Source organism: Micromonospora sp. NPDC023737 (assembly GCF_040639715.1).
Classification (GTDB): Bacteria; Actinomycetota; Actinomycetes; order Mycobacteriales; family Micromonosporaceae; genus Micromonospora.
On sequence record NZ_JBFAAL010000006.1, the window covers coordinates 299,661 to 316,559 of the forward strand.

Consider the following 16,899-nt stretch of genomic DNA (forward strand, 5'->3'; position numbering starts at 1 on the left):
ATCACCGCGACCCGGACGCACCGCCATCGGCAAGCGGCCTCCGGGACGGAAGAACCTTCCGCCCCGGAGGCCGCTCAGGCCGACGACGACCCGGGCCGGAACGTGCTCGAAGGCTCGGGTCGCTTCGGAAGCGTGCTCGGTCAGAGGCTGAGCCGCTGACCCGGGAAGATCAGGCCCGGGTCGGCCCCGACCACGCGCTTGTTGCGCTCGTAGAGGGCGTGCCAGCCGCCGGCCACGTGGTGCGTCCCGGCGATCTCCGACAGGGTGTCACCCGACTTCACGACATAGGTGCCGCCGGTCGAGGTCGAGGTGCTGTGCCGCTGGGTGTGGGTGGTCGACTTCGACCCGCCGCCCGAGGAGCGCTTCGACCCGCCGGTCGACTTCGACCCGCCAGTCGACTTCGACGACGTCGAGCCACCCTCCTTGCCGCAGGTAGGCCACGCTCCGATGCCCTGGCCGTCGAGCACCTTCTCGGCGATCGCGATCTGCTCGTCACGGGTGGCGAGGTCGGCGCGGGCGGCGTACTTCGTGCCGCCGTACCCCTCCCAGGTGCTCTGGGAGAACTGGAGCCCGCCGTAATAGCCGTTGCCGGTGTTGATGTGCCAGTTGCCGCTGGACTCGCACTGAGCGATGGCGTCCCAGTTGACCGCGGCCTGGGCGGGGGCGGCGCCGAAGAGCGCGACGGCGCCTGTCACCGCTCCGGCGGCCAGGGCGCCGACGGCGACGCGACGCGCGGTAACGGCACGGTGACGGGCGTGGTACGCAGATGTCATGGATTTCCTCCACGCCGACGAGGTGAGCTGTCGGGTTCGGGCTGAGGTGCCCGGCCGCGGAATGGGCGGCTTCACCCCGAGGCGCCCCTGACGCGGGAAGCCGGTGACTTCGCCGGTGGGCGCCGGGAAACGGTGGGTCCCCCGCTCCTGCCTGGGTGATGTTCCGACGATCGGCGGCAGGATTTGGCGTTACCGGTCGCGGTGTTCACGTTGGCGAACTCGACCGACGCTAGGCAGGATTCGGGGCGATTGCCCACTTCCTGTGAAGTTGTTCACCGGGCCACGCGTGGCGGCCGGCGCTCGAGTTGCGCGCCCGCCTGAGCCGTGCATCGGTGGCACGCGGCCTGGACCGCCCAATCTGGACGATGACGGGTGGCGCGAGGTCACGGACCGTCGAACGAGCCACTACCGGATTCCGGCCTCGCCGTACGTACCGCGGGGACCCCATCGGGCCCGGCGAAATCCGCCACATATGCGCATGCTCTGATGTGCCCATGATCAGTCCAACTCCTCTGATGAGTCTCGTCGCCGGCGTGTGGGGCTTCAAAACCCTCGCCGTCGGCGTCGAACTCGGCCTGTTCACCCGGCTCGCCGGTGGGCGCGCCATCACCGTCGACCAGGCAGCCACCGAGTTCGGCCTGGCCGAACGCCCGGCAGACATGCTGCTGGCGGCGAGCGCCTCCCTCGGCCTGCTCGAGCGGGCGGGCGACGGCTACCGCAACTCAGAGCTCGCCGAACAGTTCCTGGTCGAGGGCCGCCCGTACTACTTCGGCGGGCAGATCCGCTACTCGGACCTGCGCACGTACCTGCCGTGGCATCGCATCGCCGACGCGTTGCGCACCGACCGGCCGCTGACCTGGGATCCGCAGAGCCAGCAGTCGATGTTCGACACCAGCGACCCGGAGATGATCAGCCAGTTCTGGGACGCCATGTACTCCACGTCGAGCTTCACCGCCAGGGCGCTGGCCGGCGCGTACGACTTCGGCGCGCACCGATCGCTGCTCGACGTCGGGGGCGGGGCGGCGGCGTTCCCGATCGAGTTGTGTCGGCACCTGCCGGACCTGCGGGCGACCGTGCTCGATCTGCCGCACGTCCTCGTACGCGCCGACCAGCGGATCGCGGCCGCCGACCTGACCGATCGGATCAGCACCGTCGCCGGCGACTTCCTCGCCGACTCCGCGCTGCCGCGGGGACACGACGTCATCCTGCTGAGCATGATCCTGCACGACTGGGACGAGTCCACGAACCGGGCACTGCTGACGAAGTGCCACGCCGCGCTGCCGCCCGGCGGGGCGATCGTCATCTGCGAGCTCCTGCTGAACGACGAGCGCACCGGCCCGCCGGAGGCGGCGCTGATGGGCATGAACATGCTGGTCGAGACGGAGGGCGGCCGGAACTACTCCGGAGCCGAGTACGCCGCCTGGCTCGCGGCGAGCGGTTTCGTCGACATCCGTACCGTGCCGTTCGATGCTCCGGGCGCCAACGGCGCGGTGGTGGCCCGCCGTCCCTGAACGGACGCCGCCGGCGCAGACCCCGACGACGGTGACCGTACGACGTCATGACACTGCGGACAGTGATCTCGGGTGGCTATTGGGGCGAACGTCCCGTGACGACTGCGACACGTCGACGCGCAGGGCTGGGTGGATCGGGCCTGGTGGGCCACAATCCGGAGCGGAGACCTCGGCAACTCAGTCCGCCCAGCCGCCGGGGTTTACCGGGGGGAGGCAGTGGTGAAGGTAGGGCGGACACGAATCCCAGGGGGGATAGCCATGTCCGAAACACACCGCAGTGACGCCGTCACAGATCGCCCTGACGAGGTGACCGACCCGCTGTTGTGGAAGCTCGCCCTCGAGGTGGCCGACGCGCACGAGCCCGACGGCCAGGGCGGCTGCGACAACCTGCTGTGCGCCGGTGAACCGTGGCCGTGCACCGCGTGGAACAACGCCCAGCGGGCGCTACGCGCCGCGCGGGGTGACGTCAACGCCGACGCCCCGGCGCCGGTCACACTCAACGTCCCCACCGGCTGGTCCGCCGCCCCGATGCTGCCGGCAACCCGCCGCACGGCGGCGTGACGAAGGACCGCGCGGCCTCGTGACGCGACCGGGCGGCACGCCCGGCACGGGTACCAGCCGCGGCCCAGATGGGCCGGCCGGCGCGTGGCCACTTCGGGTACGGCTGCGGGTGGTCCGGTGGCGCAGGAGCTGAGCGACGCCGGACACCGCAGCCCGCCGGGGCGGTGACCGCCACGCCTCCGAGCGACGGACCGTGCCCGCGAAGCCGGCGATCGAATATGGGGTGCGTACCGCCACGCGAGCGCTCTACCGTGCGGCCGTGACTCTCGACATCGCGAGCCTCGCCGAGCGCCCGGACTTCGCTTCCCTGCTCGAGGAGGACTTCGACGGGGCGTGGCCGCCGTTCATGCTCTGGGACCCGATGGGTTCGGTGTACTACAGCGTCGCCCACGACCTGTATCCGGAGTTCGTGTTCGCCGCCGTCGACCCGGCGGAGCCGGGACGCGCGGTCGCCCGGGCGTACGCGGTGCCGCTGCGCTGGACCGAGCCGGAACTGCCCGACGGCGGCTGGGACCGGATGATCCAGCGGGCCACCATCGACCGGCTCACCGGCACCGAGAGCAACATCGTCTCCGCGTTGGAGATCTGCATCCGACCCGACCGGCGCGGCAGCGGGCTGTCCGCGCTGATGCTGGACGCCATGCGCCGGGCCACCGTGCGGCAGGGTTACGACACCCTGGTCGCGCCGGTGCGCCCGAACGGCAAGCACACCCGGCCGGACCTGTCGATGACCGAGTACGCGGCCCAGGTCCGCGCGGACGGTCTACCGGTCGATCCGTGGCTGCGGGTGCACGTACGGGCGGGTGGACGTATCGAACGGGTGGCGCCCCGGTCGATGACGATCGCCGGCACGCTGGCCGACTGGCGGCGCTGGACCGGCCTGCCCTTCGACGTCAGCGGGCCGGTACGCGTGCCGGATGCGCTAGTGCCGGTGCACTGCGACGTGACGCACGATCAGGCGGTCTACGTCGAGCCCAACGTCTGGGTGCGGCACCGGCTCTCGTACGCCGTCGGCTGACGTCCGACGGGTCTTCCCGGCACCTGTGATGGATCTTCGCCGATGGGCGAGCAGCGCGGGGCACCGAAGTCGGCCGGGCTGGCCGATCATTGGAAGATGTTTCCCGTGCAGATCAGCGGTCGGCGGCTGACGCTACGCGAGCTGACCGAGGCGGATGCCGACGCGTTGCACATGATCCTCGCCGACCCACGAGTGGCCGACCGAGTCCTTGACGAGGCGCCCCCGTCACCGTCGGAGATCCGCGACGCGATCCCCGCCTGGCAGGCGGATGCGACCAGCCGGCAGCGTGAACTCTACAAACTCGCCGCGGTCGCGGACGGCCAGTTGGTGGGACTGGGCACGCTGGCCGTCGTCGACGCCCAGCACCGGCGCGGCGAGATCGGGTACCTCATCCATCCGGACCGGTGGGGGCAGGGGCTCGCCACCGAACTCGCCGCCCTCCTGGTGGAGCTGGGGTTCCGAACGGCCGGGCTGCACCGGATCCAGGCGACCACCTCGCCGGACAATCCCGCCTCGTACCGGGTGCTGGAGAAGATCGGGATGCGAGCGGAGGGCAGGTTCCGCGAGCACCTGTTTGTCCGGGGCGCCTGGTGGGATTCACTGTGTTACGCGATCCTGGCTACTGACCAGCCGAAAGGAACCAAATGATCTTCATTACCGCGAAGTTCCGGGTGCTGCCGGAGCACGCCGACCGGTGGCCCGAGATCGTCGACGACTTCACCCGCGCGACCCGCGCCGAGGCGGGTTGCCTGTGGTTCGAGTGGTCCCGCAGCCTCGACGACCCGACGGAGTACGTCCTGGTCGAGGCGTTCCGGGACGCCGACGCCGGCGGAGCACACGTGCAGTCGGCGCACTTCCAGGCCGCACAGCAGACCCTGCCGCCGCACCTCGCCGAGACGCCGAAGATCGTCAACGTGACGGTCCCGCAGGACGACTGGTCCGAACTCGGCGAGATGGCCGTGCCGGAGCGCCCCTGACACCGCCGGGCACGGCAGGCGGGAGCCCGCCGCGGAGCCGGATCGGCAGGACACGACCTCGGTCGTGTCCTGCCGATCACTGAGGACCGGCCGGCGATCCCGCGCCCGCGAGGGTCGGTGTGCCGTCAGCCGGCCGCGCCGTAGACACCCAGCTCGTAGATCGAGTAGCCCCAGGTCGTCTTACGGTCGACGCCCTGCATCCGCACGAAGCGGACCGGCGTGTCATCACTGAGCCGCACGACGTCGAGGGCGCAGCTGGAGTCCGTCACGTCCTGCACGGTCTGCCAGTCGGCCCCGTCCGTCGAGGTCTGGATCCGGTACGCCGTGGCGCAGGCGGACTCCCAGTTGACCGTCACAGCACTGACCACTGCCGGTTCGGCCAGTTCGACCTGAACCCACTCGGTGTCGGAGTACCCGGACGCCCACCGGGTGCCGTTGTCGCCGTCGTTGACGAACCGCGCCGCCAGCCGGTCGAGATCCTGCTCGACGCTGGAGGCGGTCGCCGTGCCGTCGATGGCGAGGTTCTCCACGTCGCCGAGTTCCCACAGGTCGAGGGCGAACTGGGCACGCATCAGAAAGGTGTCGAGCACCCCGTCGGCGATGCGTACCGGTGCCCGGCCCCACGTGTTGTCGGGCGGATCGACCACCACCGCCCGCGCCCGATCCTGCAGTTCCTGCGACTGTACGGCCAGCGCGTCCGAGCCCGGCTCGTCACCGTCGAGCCTGGCCCGCAGCGCGTCCAGCATCCGCTGCGCCGACTGTCCCCACAGCTCGGTCGCGTCGAGCCACGGCCGGGCGTCGGAGACGAAGCCGGAATCGACCGCACCGGCGCGGATGACGGCGGGCGCGGTGGTGATCCGGTCGACGTAGCGGTGCAGGTCGCTGAGCGCGGCGGCACGGTCACCGGCCTGCCAGGCCGTCCAGAACGCCTGGATCGCCGCGTCCAGGACCGGTGCCTGCGGCTGCCATGGGGCGCCGAAGCTCGGCGCCAGGTGGTTGAGGTCGCCGAAGACGAGCAGAGCCTGGGTGGCGGCGGGGTCACCGCCGCTGAGGTGACGCATCGCCTCCCGCCAGTTCCGTGCCGGGTCGTAGTCGCGGTCGTTCCAGGTGAAGTCGGCGAAGCCGAAGATCGCGATCTTGCTCGCCGCGGCCTGGTTCATCGGATTCGACACGATGCCGGCCAGGTGCTCGGACAGTCCCGCTTCGCGTTTGTCGTACGGCGCGAGCAGCAGCCGGCCACTGGTGTTGCCGTAGTCGTTGACCGGGTAGTTGTCCCAGACGAACACCTTGCGGCCGAACAGCTGCGAGACCTGCTCGGCCTGGCTGATCGTGATGCTCGGCGGTACGACGGCGGTGCCGGTCCACATCACCACGACCTCGGGATCGAGGTAGGTACGCCAGGACTGCTTGTACGACGTCTCGGTCAGGTCGCCGTACTGCGTCGGGACGGTCTGCAACGCCTGCGTGCCCTCGTGGGCGTCGACGAACGCGTCCTGGACGTAGCTCAGCAGCTCGGCCTGGGCCCGGCCGACGCTGCCCTGGTTGGCGGCGCCGTAGCGGGCGCTGTCCTCCGGGCAGTTGAAACGTAGGGAGATGTCGTCCAGCGGGATGGAGTAGGCGCGTACTCCGATGTCGTACATCGACTGGAACTTGGTGAGCAGGGCGGAACGGTCGGCCGCACCGCTGTAACAGATCGTGTTGCCGGGCGACAGCGCGAAGGTGAAGCGGACGTGATGGGCGGCCGCCTGGCCGACCAGTTCGCTCAGCTCGGCCAGCTTCGGCGCCGGGTACGCCTCACGCCACCGCTCCCGGTGGTACGGGTCGTCCTTCGGTGCGTAGATGTAGGTGTTCGCCTTGACCGCCCCGTAGAACGCGAGCTGGTTGAGCCGCTCCTGGTGGCTCCACGGCTCGCCGTAGAAGCCCTCGATCGTGCCCCGCAGCGGCATGGCCGGGTAGTCCCGCACCGTGGCACCGGCGATCCGCCAGCCGCCGTCGCCGCCGGGCACGAAGAGCTGCCGCAGCGTCTGCACGGCGTAGTACTGGCCGGCGGCGTCCGCGCCGCCGAGGGCGACCCGGCCGAGCGGCGCGCCGGAGCGGGTGACGTTCAGCGCGTACGCCTCGGCGTGCTCGGGCGCGGCGGTCTGCAGCGCGGCCGCGACGTCCGCGCGGTCCGCCGGGCCGAGCCGGATCGACAGCGGCGCCCGGCCCGACGGCTCGCTCACCACGTCGACCCGGTCGACGCCGTGGCCGCGCAGTAGATCGACGAGGAGCTGCCGCGCGGCCGCGTCGGTACCCGAACCGGCGACCAGCTCGACCCGGCCGGGGACGACGACGTCCGGTCCGGCCCGGTTGATGTGTTGCGGCGCGGGGGTGACCTGGGGTAACGGGCCGGCCGGCGGCGCGCCGGTGACCGGTGCCGGCACGGCCAGCAGCGCGGCGGTCAGCCCGGCGGTGGCGACGCCGGCCAACCTACGCGACAGGCGGGGGTGGGTCCTCACTGGTTCCTCCCGGCACGGATACCGGCGGAAGCGGATCGGGTACGGCAATCATCGATGTCCATGCCGGCAACCTACCGCTATGGAGGCCGGGCGGCACGACCTCCGCAGGCACGATTTGCACCGAAAGCCGGCCCTGCTGCGTCTGCCGGATGGACAATGGGCCGGGACTGAGGTGCATGCGACGGGGGTCCAGGGTGCACGGAACCGGCCTCCTGGCCTGGGTGCATCACCGCGACCCGGGGTACGTCGTCCTCCGACGTGCCGCCCGGCTGACCCTTGTCGCGTCCGCCGGCTTCTACGGCGGTCGCTACGGTGCGGGTGACCCGACCCTCGCCACGTACGCCCTCTTCGGCGCGGTCTCCATGGGCGCCTTCACCCAACTTCCCGGCCCGCCCGGCGAGCGCGCCCGGATCCTGCTCCTGGCACTACCGGCGGCCTGGGTGCTGATCTCCGTGGGCACCTTGCTGGCGGGAAACGTCTGGGCGGCATCGGGTGGAATGCTGGTCATCGGATTCACCGTGGCGTTCGCCGGCACCGGTGGGCCGCGCCTGGCCGGCCTGGTCGGCGCGTTGCAGCTGTTCTACATACTCGCCTCCTTCCCCCCGTTTCAGCCGGCCACCCTGCCGCAACGGCTGATCGGCGTGACGATCGCGGTGGTGCTGCTCGCCATCGCCGAGGTGCTGCTCTGGCCGGATCCGGTCCCCATCTCGTACCGCCAGCGGGTCGCCCGTGCCGCGGACCGCGTGGCGGCGCTGCTGGGCGGCACCGCGCAGTTGCTCACCGGCGCCGGTGGCGATCCCCACGAGCGGACGGTGTGGCAGCAACGGGCCGCTGAGTCTGTGGCCGCGCTCAGACTGGCGGATTTTCCGGCGGCGGAGCGACCGACCGGCGCCGCCCTACACGACCGTGGGCTGCGGGGATGCGAGGCGGCTCTACGGGGGGCGCTCGTCAAGGTACGGCGGATCCTGGCGGAGGTGCCGGCGCAGCCGCCTCCCGTTCTGTCGGCGGCGCGGCTGCTTCGGACGTGCGCCGACACGACCCGGGGCGTCGTCCTGACCCTGCGGCGCGAGGAGCCACCCGTGTCCCTCGACCGTCTGGACGCCGCGATCGGCGAGTCCGAGCGGGCGTTCCCCGCGACCTCGGCGGACCTGCGGCGGCTGTGCCTGGAGGCCGGGGCACTGGGCCTCGCCGACCAGGTGAACATCCTGGCCATCTCCGGCCGAGCCGCCGCCGGTTTCCCGACCTCCAACGAGCATCCCGCGGTGGCTGCCTACCAGGGGGTGATCGGCAGTGCGCGGCAGCGTGGGTGGCGGCTGTACTGGCGGCAGTTCCGCGCGCACCTGACGTTTCGCTCCGCCCTGTTCCAGACGGCGCTGCGGCTCGCCGTAGCGCTGGCGTTCGCCCGGATGATCGCCGGTGTGTTGCCCCTGCAGCACGGCTTCTGGGTGCTGTTGGCGACGCTCACCGTGCTGCGCACCTCGGCCGTGGACACGCGCACGGCGCTGCGGCCGGCCGTGCTGGGCACCATCGCCGGTGCGCTCGCCAGCGGTGTACTGATGCTCTTCGTCAACCTCTCGATCGTCTACATCGTCGCGCTGCCGGTCACCATGGTGCTGGCGTTCACCGTCGGCCGGCTGCTGGGCCCGACCTGGGCGCAGGCGCTGTTCACCCTGCTGCTCACTTTCGTCTTCGCCCAGCTCGCGCCCTCCGGCCCTCAACTCGCCGAGGCTCGCCTCGTGAACGTCCTGGTCGGTGCGGCTGTCGGAATCCTCGCCGGCGTCCTCGTGTGGCCCCGTGGCGCCCGCCACGACCTGCGCAAGAACACCGCCAGCTATCTGCGGGCGATCGGGGACCTGGTCGAACAGGCCGTCGAGGCGACGCTCGGCGGTCCGCGACCGGATGGCGCGCTCGTCCGGGCCACCCGGGCGGCGGCGCTCGCCGACGCCTCCTACGCCCAGTACCACTCCGAACGCCACGACCCGCGCTCCGCCGGGGTGGACTGGCAGGCCGTCCTGGCCGTCGGGCACCACGCGTTGCACGGCATCCCGGCGACGCTGGACCGGAATTCACCCGGCTGCCTGGCCAACTGGCCGGAGACGGCTCCGCATCTGCGCGGCACCGCCGCTCGCGTGCGATCGGCGTACGACGAGATCGCCGACCAGATCGCTCACGGCGACGTGCCGCACTCCGCGCTCATCTCGACCAGCTGCCTGGACGAGCTGAACCGCATCCGCCCGTTGCTCGACGAACGCGGCGCCGGTCAACAGATCCGGCACCTCGTCGAGCTGAACTTCATGCTCGCCAACCTCGTCGATCACATCACGCAGACCAGTTCGTCCGACCGTCCGCAGCCGGGACGGGGTTCGTCACCGGAGGTGGCGAGGTGATGATCCGCGCGAACAGCTCGGCTGCGGCGTCGAGTGTTTCCCGGTCGTCGGTGATGAGCAGGTCGAGCAGGAGGCCGCGGGTCGCGGCGAGCCCGAGCCGGGCTCGCCGGCGGGCCTCCGCGCCGTCGAACCCGAGCCGGACGAACAGCTCCTCGACCGGCCCGGTCCAAGCGGCGATGACCGAGGCGCGGAACGGCTCGGTCCAGGACCGGTCGTAGAGCGCGTGCACGTAGATCTCGAAGAAGAGCCGTTCCGCCGGTGCCAGTGCCGGGTCGGCCAGGCGTCGCCAGAAGTCCCGGCTGACCTCGGCCGGGTCGTCCGAGCCGGTCGCGAGCGTGCTGAGCGCTGTCCGCTGCTCCGCCTCGATCCGCCCGACGACCTGGGCGAGCAGGCCCTCCCGGCTGCCGAAGTGGTAGAGCAGCATGCGGTGACTGGTGCCCGCACCGGCGGCGATCTCACGCAGGCTCAGCTGGCTGAAGCCGCCCTCCTTCAGGAACGCGACGCAGCGGTCGAGCAGCGCGGCGTGCGGGTCAACGACCATCGGCTGTCGCCGTGTCGCCCGCGCCCGGCACAGCGCGGGACTCGGCGGCGGCCTTGAGGCCGGCGGCCTCCAGCCGCACGTACCGCCGGGTCTTCGCCGAGATCAGCAACGCGATCAGTCCGGCGAGTAGACCGGTCTGCCGGATGCCGATGCTGATCCGGGTCGCCCCGCCCGCCTCGCTCTCCAGGCGGTGGTACGCGACGGTGCGCACGCCGGGCGCCTGCGCCTCCCAGACGTACGACTCCCCCTCGCGTACCTCGCGTACCTGCCAGATGTTGACCGGGAGGCCGGGCTGCCGGACGCGGAAACGGTTGCCCACGGCGAGCGCCGGACCGTCGAGGGGCTCGACGGACGTCATCGACGCCGTCCAGCGTGGATACGCCGTAACGTCCGCGAGCGCGGCCCAGGCACTGTCGCGTCCGGCCGTCGTGACAACAGTCTCCGCATAGTCCATGTACCAGATGGTACATCGACGACTGGCTCTATTCGAAGCGGGCGGTGTCTCCCGCGCCGTGGCGCAGGATCTCCGGCTCGTCCTCGGACAGGTCGATCACGGTGGTCGGTTCCTTGCCGCACTCACCGGCGTCGAGCACCGCGTCGACGAGATGGTCGAGCCGTTCCTTGATCTCCCAACCCTGGGTCATCGGCTCGTCGTCGCCGGGCAGGATCAACGTGCTCGACACCAGCGGCTCGCCGAGTTCGGCGAGGAGCGCCTGGGTGACCGCGTGGTCCGGCACGCGCACCCCGACGGTGCGCTTGCGGGGATGCAGCATCCGACGCGGCACCTCCCGGGTGGCCGGCAGGATGAACGTGTAACTGCCGGGAGTCGACGCCTTCACGAGGCGGAAGACCGAGTTGCTGACCTTGACGAACTGGCCGAGCTGCGCGAAGTCCCGGCACACCAATGTGAAGTGGTGTCGCTCGTCGAGCTGCCGGATCTGACGGATCCGGTCGAGGCCGTCCTGGTTGCCGAGCCGGCATCCGAGGGCATAGCACGAGTCGGTGGGGTAGGCGATGAGGCCGCCGCCACGGACCAGGTCGACGACCTGGCCGATGGCTCGGGGCTGCGGGTTGTCCGGGTGCACGTCGTAGTACCTCGCCATGCGTCGAGACTAGTGCGCCAGGAAAGCCCGCAGCCCGCGCGCCGTCGTCAACTCGCGGTGACCTCGCGCGAGGCGTACCGGTCACGGGCCGAGCCGAGCCCGCAGACGATCGTGGGCACGCCCAGGGCGACCAGCACCGCCAGGGGAACCGCCCAACTGCCGGTGGTGTCGTGCAGGGCGCCGAGGGCGAAGGGGCCGACGGCCGCGAGGATGTACCCGGAGCACTGCGCCATGCTCGACAGTTGTGCGGCGTGCCGGGCGTCCGGCGCGCGCAACACGATGAACATCACCGACAGGCTCAGACCGGCGCCCTGCCCCACACCCATCAACGCCATCCACAGATAGGTGTTCGCTCCCGGCTCCACCAGGAGGCCGGCAAAAGCGATCATGGTCAGCAGGGCGCTCAGCAGCACAAGCACGCCGGGGTGGAGCCAACGGTTGGCCAGCATCGGGGTGAACAACGCTCCGACGATGGCGGCCAGGCTGGAGAAGGAGAGCATCCAGCCGGCCGTGCCGGACGACATCCCCGTGCCGGTGAGGACGGTCGGCAGCCACGCCGCCGCGGAATAGAAGACCAGCGACTGGGCCGCGAAGTAGAACGCCACGAACCACGCCACGGGATGCGTCCAGAGCCCGCGCACCAACTGGTCATTGACGTCGCCACCGCGCGACCGGGACATACCCGCGCGCTCGCCGGCCGTCCGGCGCCGCAGCTGCGGCAGCCACACGAGCACAGCCAGCACGGCGAGGACACCCCACATCGCCAGGGCCGACCGCCAGCCGAAGTGCAGGGCGTTCTGGATCGGCAGGGTCACGCCGGCCGCGAGCGCCGCACCGAGGAAGAGCGACATGGTGTAGATGCCCGACATGAGGGCGACCCGGGACCGGAACTCCTGCTTGATCACGCCGGGGAGCAGCACGTTGGCCACGGCGATCGCCGCGCCGACGACGAGGGTGCCGATCAGCAGCATGCTCGTGGGGTGCAGCAGCCGCAGGACGGTTCCGGCGGCCAGCAGCACCATCATGATCAGAAGTACGGGGTTCACCCCGAACCGGCGTCCGAGGCGGGGCGCGAGCGGGGCGAGCAGGCCGAAACAGAGCAGTGGAAGGGTGGTGAGCAGACCAGCCATCCCGGTCGACATGCCGGTGTCGGCACGCATGGCGTCGAGCAGCGGCGCAACGGCCACCACCCCGGGACGGAGGTTCACCGCCAGCAGTACCAGACCGACCGCGAGCAGGGCCGCCGATCGTCGGCGGGCCGCCCGGCGGTGCCCGGCGCCGAGGTCAGTCGGCGCCGCCCCCTCAACGAGCGGCGTACCAGGCCGCACAGCCACTGGTGGGTCGATGGACATTCGGGTTCTCCTCAAGCCATGGCCGCCGGCCCGTACGCCGGCCCATTAATAGATGCACGTAAATTGGTCAGGTGGGACGGATCCCACTTCCGCAGCGTTTCCTGTGACAGGCACACCCGGACGGCGCGACGATTCCGGGCACGACGAAGCGCGGCGCGTCCGAGAGGACGGCGGGACACGCCGGGAGGGCGGAGGCGAACGTGTGCTTCCGCCGGAAGTTGCCGGGCGCGACGGCGCGCCTCACCGAGGGAGCCTTCAGCCAGGAACAGCGGCCGCCCGCCGCGGCACCCCGCCGAGGTGCTGGCCGGGTCGCTTCACCGCCCCTTCGGCGCTGCGCTCACCCGGCGCTGGGCGCGGAAGCCTTGAGCAGCGCCAGCGCGCCCCGGACAGCACGTTCGTACGGCAGGACCGACTGCTCCGCCCGCGCCAGGGCGTATCCGCCCTGGACCACCGCCGCCAGCATGGCGGCCGTCTCCTCGGCGTCGAGTGCCGGAGCGAGTTCACCGGCCGCCTTGCCCTCCTCGATCACCTCGGCGAGAAACCGGTGCAGGAGCGCGAAGGTCTCCCGGACCGGCTCGCGGAGCTGATCGTTGACGACCACCTCCGGGTCGGCGACCAGCCGGCCCACCCGGCACCCGCGGAGCGCGTCGCGTTCCCGCAACAGGTACGCGGCGATCCGGTCGAACGCCGTCCCGTCGCCGGTGAGGACTGACCTCAGCTCCTCCTGCATCAACGCGGCGCTGCGTTGCTCGGCGGCCAGAACGAGATCCCCCTTGCCCTGGAAGTGGTGGTACATGCTGCCCTGTCCGACTCCGGACCGGCGCAGGATGGCCGCCGGGCTGACGCCCACGTACCCACGCTCCCAGAGCAGCTCGGAGGTTCCCTCGATCAGACGCTCACGCGCGTCGTCCTGTTGTCTGGCCACCCCACGACCATACCTACTAGTACGTATGGCGGCCACGTGACGTACCTCGCGGCCGGATTGGGCACCCTGCCCTAACCCGCGAACCTGGTGATCGACGGCGGCTCGTTGACGTCCGGGCCGAAGAACTTGAAGACCACCAGGTCGGTGTCGCCGGTGTTCTCCACCGCGTGCGGGGCCGCTGCCACCGCGTGACTCACCAGCAACTCGTCCCGGTCGGCGTCGCCGCCGCGCACGTCGAGCCCGCAATACCGCCCGGCGCCCGACCAGACCAGGATCGAGTACACCCCGTTCTCGGTCGCCGTGTGCCGTCCACCGGGCGGCACGACGAGCTTCTTCCCGCTGAATTTCGCGGTGTTGTAGAAGATCCACCACTCGTCGCCGCCGCCCTCGGTGGCGATCGCCTGCGGGCTCAGGTGGTTGTTCTCGTAGAAATACGGATCACCGTTGAGCTCCCACTCCACGAAGTTGAGCGGGAAGCGTTCGCCGTGCGCCTCGCGGTCGGCCGGGCGCACGTCATGGAAGAGCAGTTCCTTGGAGATGATCCGGCCGGCGTTGAGCGCCTGGAACATCGCGAAGACGTCCGAGTCCTCCTGCAACTCCACGGTGAGCGCCGTACCCGGCCCGTGCAGCACCCCGGAGGGCACCTGGAACCCGTCGTCCGGCACCTGCAACTCGGCACGCGAATGCCGCAGGATCAGGTCGCTGTCCCAGTCGACCAGGTACGGCAGGAGCACGTCGTACGCGCCCTCACGCACGATCCACGGATGCACCCCGAAGAACGTCTCCGGGTGCGGGCCGGCATCGACACCGGACGGGAAGTAGTACGCCTCGTCCTTCGACCGGCGGCCCAGCAGCTCGGCGAACCGTTGCGGCGGGTGGATGTGGTACGGAATCCGCGCGCCGTAGTCGAGCAGCTTCGCCAGCCGCCCGAGACCTTGCGGATGGCTCGCCGCGTACTCCTCCCCCATGATCGCACCGGGATCGGCCGCCACCGCGTCCCGCAACGTCATCCGGGGCCGGCCCGACGAGTCGACCACGCGGCTGAGCCCCTCGTCGTCCGGGCCGATCCGGTTGTCCGCCTTCGTCGTCGAGCCCAGCCACCGCTCGCAGAGGAAGCCCCGCTCCCCCAGGTCGTACGCGTCCTCGGGCAGACCGAACCGCCGGCCGGGCGGCACCAGGTCCCGCGCCACGAACGCCGGCGCGAGCCGTAGCACTCCCCCACCGTCGTTCAACAACTCCTCGACCAGCTGGCGGGGCGACGAGACGCTCATCCCTTGAGTCCACGCATCAAGGTGCCCTGGACGAACCGGCGCTGGAACACCGGGAACGCGACGATCATGGGAAGCGCGGCGACGGCCGAGCCGGCCGTCGGCAGATTCCAGGACGTCCGATTCTTGACCACGAACAATGCTAGGCCGAGCGGCGCGGTGTATTCGCCGGAACAGGCGAGGACGATCAGCGGCCGGAGGAAGCCTTCCCAGGCGTGCGTGAAGGTGAAGAGCGTGCTGGCCGCGAGCGCGGCCGTGCACAGCGGCGGAACCACCCGCCAGAAGAGCCGGAACCAGCCGGCGCCGTCGATGCGGACCGACCGCGCGGCTGCTCGCACCCACCTACCGTGGTCGACGGTGCAACCGACGACCTGCACGTCCAACGGAGGCGGGCCGGTCAGCGGCGATCGACTCGCGCGCCGTACGGCGCGGCGTCGAGGATCGTCAGGTAGTGATCGAGGAAAGCCTCCGGGCGTACCCCTACCGCCACCTCGTGCGGTCCGCGCCCGCCCTGCACCGCGGGCCGCCATGTCGTCACTCCCGCCGCCGGCCAGGCCGCCGGGTCGACCGTCACCTCACCGGGGGCGAACACGCACAGCGCGGGGTCGAACAGCGTCGCCGCGGCCAGCGGGTCGTGGAACGTGACCTCGCGACGCTCGGCGAACCAGGACGCGGCCATGTCCGCGACCGGACGCAGCAGCGGAGTGGTGCAGTGCTCCAGGAACGCGTCGGCCTCCATCCGCACCCGAGTCGTCACGTCGAGACCGAGCGAGCGGTGCACCGGCACCCGGGCCGCGTACACGCGGGCCGCCGCGTGCGGGTCGCAGCGGATGTTCCACTCCGGGCCCGGCACCGTGGCGAACGCCCCACCCATCAGCACCAGCGCCCCCAGCAACGACGGGATCTCCGGGTCCACGGCGAAGAGCAGCGCGACGTTCGTCAGCGGGCCGATCGCCAGCAACGTGACCTCACCCGGCCGCGCCCGGATCGTCCGCCGCAGGAACTCCACCGCCTCACCCGCGGGAAACGAGACCTCGTGGTCCCACCTGGCCAGGGCGGCCGCCTGCGGCGGTGGACCCTGCACCGGCGGGCCGGCCAGCGGCTCGGCGGCCCCCGGATAGATCGGCACCGTACGCTCCGCCGCCCGGCAGAGCACGCTCGCGAGAGCGGCGCGCCGCGCCGGCTCGGCGGTCACCGTGGTGATGCCGAGAAGTTCACAGCGCGGCTGCGCAAGCAGGTACGCGAGGCAGGCGGCATCGTCGATGTCGTTGCCGATGTCGGTGTCCAACAGGACCGGAGTGCGCTCCATGGCCTGTCGATTATCCGAGCCGGCGGGCCGTCAGGCAGCAGAGCTTCGGCCGGTCTCCGCAGCCCGCTCGGCCAATGTACGGCTCGCTGCGACGAGTGGACGGTTCCCCACGATGAGCGGCACACCAGTCCGCCTTCCCGGCAGGTGTCCGACGTATCGGTGGCGTGAAAAACCGGTCCCGGCGCGTACCGAGGGCGTCAAGATCCTTGCTCACGGCCAGGTGGCCGAGGTGTGCTGGTCACGTCGGGGCAATCGAACCCCGACGGGGTGAAAGGACGACGTCGGTCCCCTCGAAACGGCGAGTCTCTTCAATTGTTCGAGGCGGGTCGGTGCGGTCCAGACAGCGCAGCGACACCGCCTCGGCAGAGAAGAGACCCGCCACCGGGCCCTTTCAGCCTCCACGCGGCAGGTCCCCGCCGGTTCGGCCGGGACCTGCCGCGGCCCCATCCGGCAGAAAGCAACGACCGTGTACGACATCATCGAATCGGGCATCACCGCCGCCGATCCCGCCGGGTACGTCGAGGCCACCGTACGTCCGGACGGACGCCTCGCAGCCCTGCGGATCGACCCCCGCGCCATGTACGACCTCACCGCCGCCGAGCTGGCCGGCGCCTGCATCGAGGCGATCCAGCAAGCCTGCTCGGCGCTGCCCGATACCAGCCATCACCCGCGCTGA

At 71.0% G+C, this 16,899-nt stretch carries 17 protein-coding genes and 1 riboswitch; of the genes, 7 read left to right on the plus strand and 10 right to left on the minus strand.

Annotated elements, in window-relative coordinates:
- Window positions 1-140: 140 nt before the first annotated feature.
- Window positions 141-773, minus strand: coding sequence for a transglycosylase family protein (locus AB0F98_RS16650; protein ID WP_357735498.1), 633 nt, complete (start codon window positions 771-773; stop codon window positions 141-143).
- A riboswitch (cyclic di-AMP (ydaO/yuaA leader) is annotated at window positions 771-972 on the minus strand. It overlaps the preceding gene by 3 nt.
- A 295-nt stretch (window positions 973-1,267) precedes the next feature.
- Here AB0F98_RS16650 and AB0F98_RS16655 point away from each other — a divergent pair.
- From AB0F98_RS16655 to AB0F98_RS16675, 5 genes are all read left to right on the plus strand, one after another.
- The gene (locus AB0F98_RS16655; RefSeq protein ID WP_357735501.1) at window positions 1,268-2,284 is read left to right on the plus strand and encodes a methyltransferase; all 1,017 of its coding nucleotides are present in this window, start codon (window positions 1,268-1,270) and stop codon (window positions 2,282-2,284) included.
- A 258-nt stretch (window positions 2,285-2,542) separates the two neighbouring features.
- Window positions 2,543-2,845, plus strand: coding sequence for a hypothetical protein (locus AB0F98_RS16660; protein WP_357735504.1), 303 nt, complete (start codon window positions 2,543-2,545; stop codon window positions 2,843-2,845).
- A 259-nt stretch (window positions 2,846-3,104) separates the two neighbouring features.
- Window positions 3,105-3,863 carry an N-acetyltransferase gene (locus tag AB0F98_RS16665; RefSeq protein ID WP_357735507.1) on the plus strand — a complete coding sequence of 253 codons (759 nt, stop codon included), beginning with the start codon at window positions 3,105-3,107 and terminating at the stop codon, window positions 3,861-3,863.
- A gap of 42 nt (window positions 3,864-3,905) precedes the next feature.
- The gene (locus AB0F98_RS16670) at window positions 3,906-4,511 is read left to right on the plus strand and encodes a GNAT family protein (RefSeq protein ID WP_357735510.1); all 606 of its coding nucleotides are present in this window, start codon (window positions 3,906-3,908) and stop codon (window positions 4,509-4,511) included.
- Window positions 4,508-4,840: a putative quinol monooxygenase gene (locus tag AB0F98_RS16675; RefSeq protein ID WP_357735513.1), complete on the plus strand. Its 333-nt coding sequence runs from the start codon at window positions 4,508-4,510 to the stop codon at window positions 4,838-4,840. Before AB0F98_RS16670 ends, AB0F98_RS16675 begins: the two co-directional genes overlap by 4 nt.
- Before the next feature lie 125 nt (window positions 4,841-4,965).
- On the opposite strand, the gene AB0F98_RS16680 is transcribed toward AB0F98_RS16675, so the two are convergent.
- On the minus strand, window positions 4,966-7,338 hold the full coding sequence (locus AB0F98_RS16680) for a beta-N-acetylglucosaminidase domain-containing protein (RefSeq protein ID WP_357735517.1): 2,373 nt from the start codon (window positions 7,336-7,338) through the stop codon (window positions 4,966-4,968).
- A gap of 194 nt (window positions 7,339-7,532) precedes the next feature.
- On the opposite strand from AB0F98_RS16680, the gene AB0F98_RS16685 reads away from it, so the two are divergent.
- Entirely contained in the window at window positions 7,533-9,725 is a 2,193-nt protein-coding gene (locus AB0F98_RS16685) for an FUSC family protein (RefSeq protein ID WP_357735521.1), read from the plus strand.
- On the opposite strand, the gene AB0F98_RS16690 is transcribed toward AB0F98_RS16685, so the two are convergent.
- The 8 genes from AB0F98_RS16690 to AB0F98_RS16725 form a co-directional block, all read right to left on the minus strand.
- Window positions 9,658-10,266, minus strand: coding sequence for a TetR/AcrR family transcriptional regulator (locus AB0F98_RS16690; RefSeq protein ID WP_357735524.1), 609 nt, complete (start codon window positions 10,264-10,266; stop codon window positions 9,658-9,660). The two genes, AB0F98_RS16685 and AB0F98_RS16690, sit on opposite strands and share 68 nt — an antisense overlap.
- Window positions 10,256-10,720: an SRPBCC family protein gene (locus AB0F98_RS16695; RefSeq protein ID WP_357735527.1), complete on the minus strand. Its 465-nt coding sequence runs from the start codon at window positions 10,718-10,720 to the stop codon at window positions 10,256-10,258. The genes AB0F98_RS16690 and AB0F98_RS16695 overlap by 11 nt, the downstream gene beginning before the upstream one ends.
- Before the next feature lie 28 nt (window positions 10,721-10,748).
- Window positions 10,749-11,369, minus strand: coding sequence for an L-threonylcarbamoyladenylate synthase (locus AB0F98_RS16700; RefSeq protein ID WP_357735530.1), 621 nt, complete (start codon window positions 11,367-11,369; stop codon window positions 10,749-10,751).
- A 47-nt stretch (window positions 11,370-11,416) separates the two neighbouring features.
- Window positions 11,417-12,721, minus strand: coding sequence for an MFS transporter (locus AB0F98_RS16705; protein ID WP_357735533.1), 1,305 nt, complete (start codon window positions 12,719-12,721; stop codon window positions 11,417-11,419).
- A 337-nt stretch (window positions 12,722-13,058) separates the two neighbouring features.
- Window positions 13,059-13,646: a TetR/AcrR family transcriptional regulator gene (locus AB0F98_RS16710; RefSeq protein ID WP_357735536.1), complete on the minus strand. Its 588-nt coding sequence runs from the start codon at window positions 13,644-13,646 to the stop codon at window positions 13,059-13,061.
- A 71-nt stretch (window positions 13,647-13,717) separates the two neighbouring features.
- A complete protein-coding gene (locus AB0F98_RS16715) occupies window positions 13,718-14,917 on the minus strand; it encodes a hypothetical protein (protein ID WP_357735540.1) in 1,200 nt (399 codons plus the stop codon).
- The gene (locus tag AB0F98_RS16720; RefSeq protein ID WP_357735544.1) at window positions 14,914-15,252 is read right to left on the minus strand and encodes a hypothetical protein; all 339 of its coding nucleotides are present in this window, start codon (window positions 15,250-15,252) and stop codon (window positions 14,914-14,916) included. The genes AB0F98_RS16715 and AB0F98_RS16720 overlap by 4 nt, the downstream gene beginning before the upstream one ends.
- Window positions 15,253-15,311: 59 nt before the next feature.
- Window positions 15,312-16,223 carry a nucleoside hydrolase gene (locus AB0F98_RS16725; protein ID WP_357735547.1) on the minus strand — a complete coding sequence of 304 codons (912 nt, stop codon included), beginning with the start codon at window positions 16,221-16,223 and terminating at the stop codon, window positions 15,312-15,314.
- A gap of 466 nt (window positions 16,224-16,689) precedes the next feature.
- Between AB0F98_RS16725 and AB0F98_RS16730 the strand changes: the two genes are divergently transcribed.
- A complete protein-coding gene (locus AB0F98_RS16730) occupies window positions 16,690-16,899 on the plus strand; it encodes a YbaB/EbfC family nucleoid-associated protein (RefSeq protein WP_357735550.1) in 210 nt (69 codons plus the stop codon).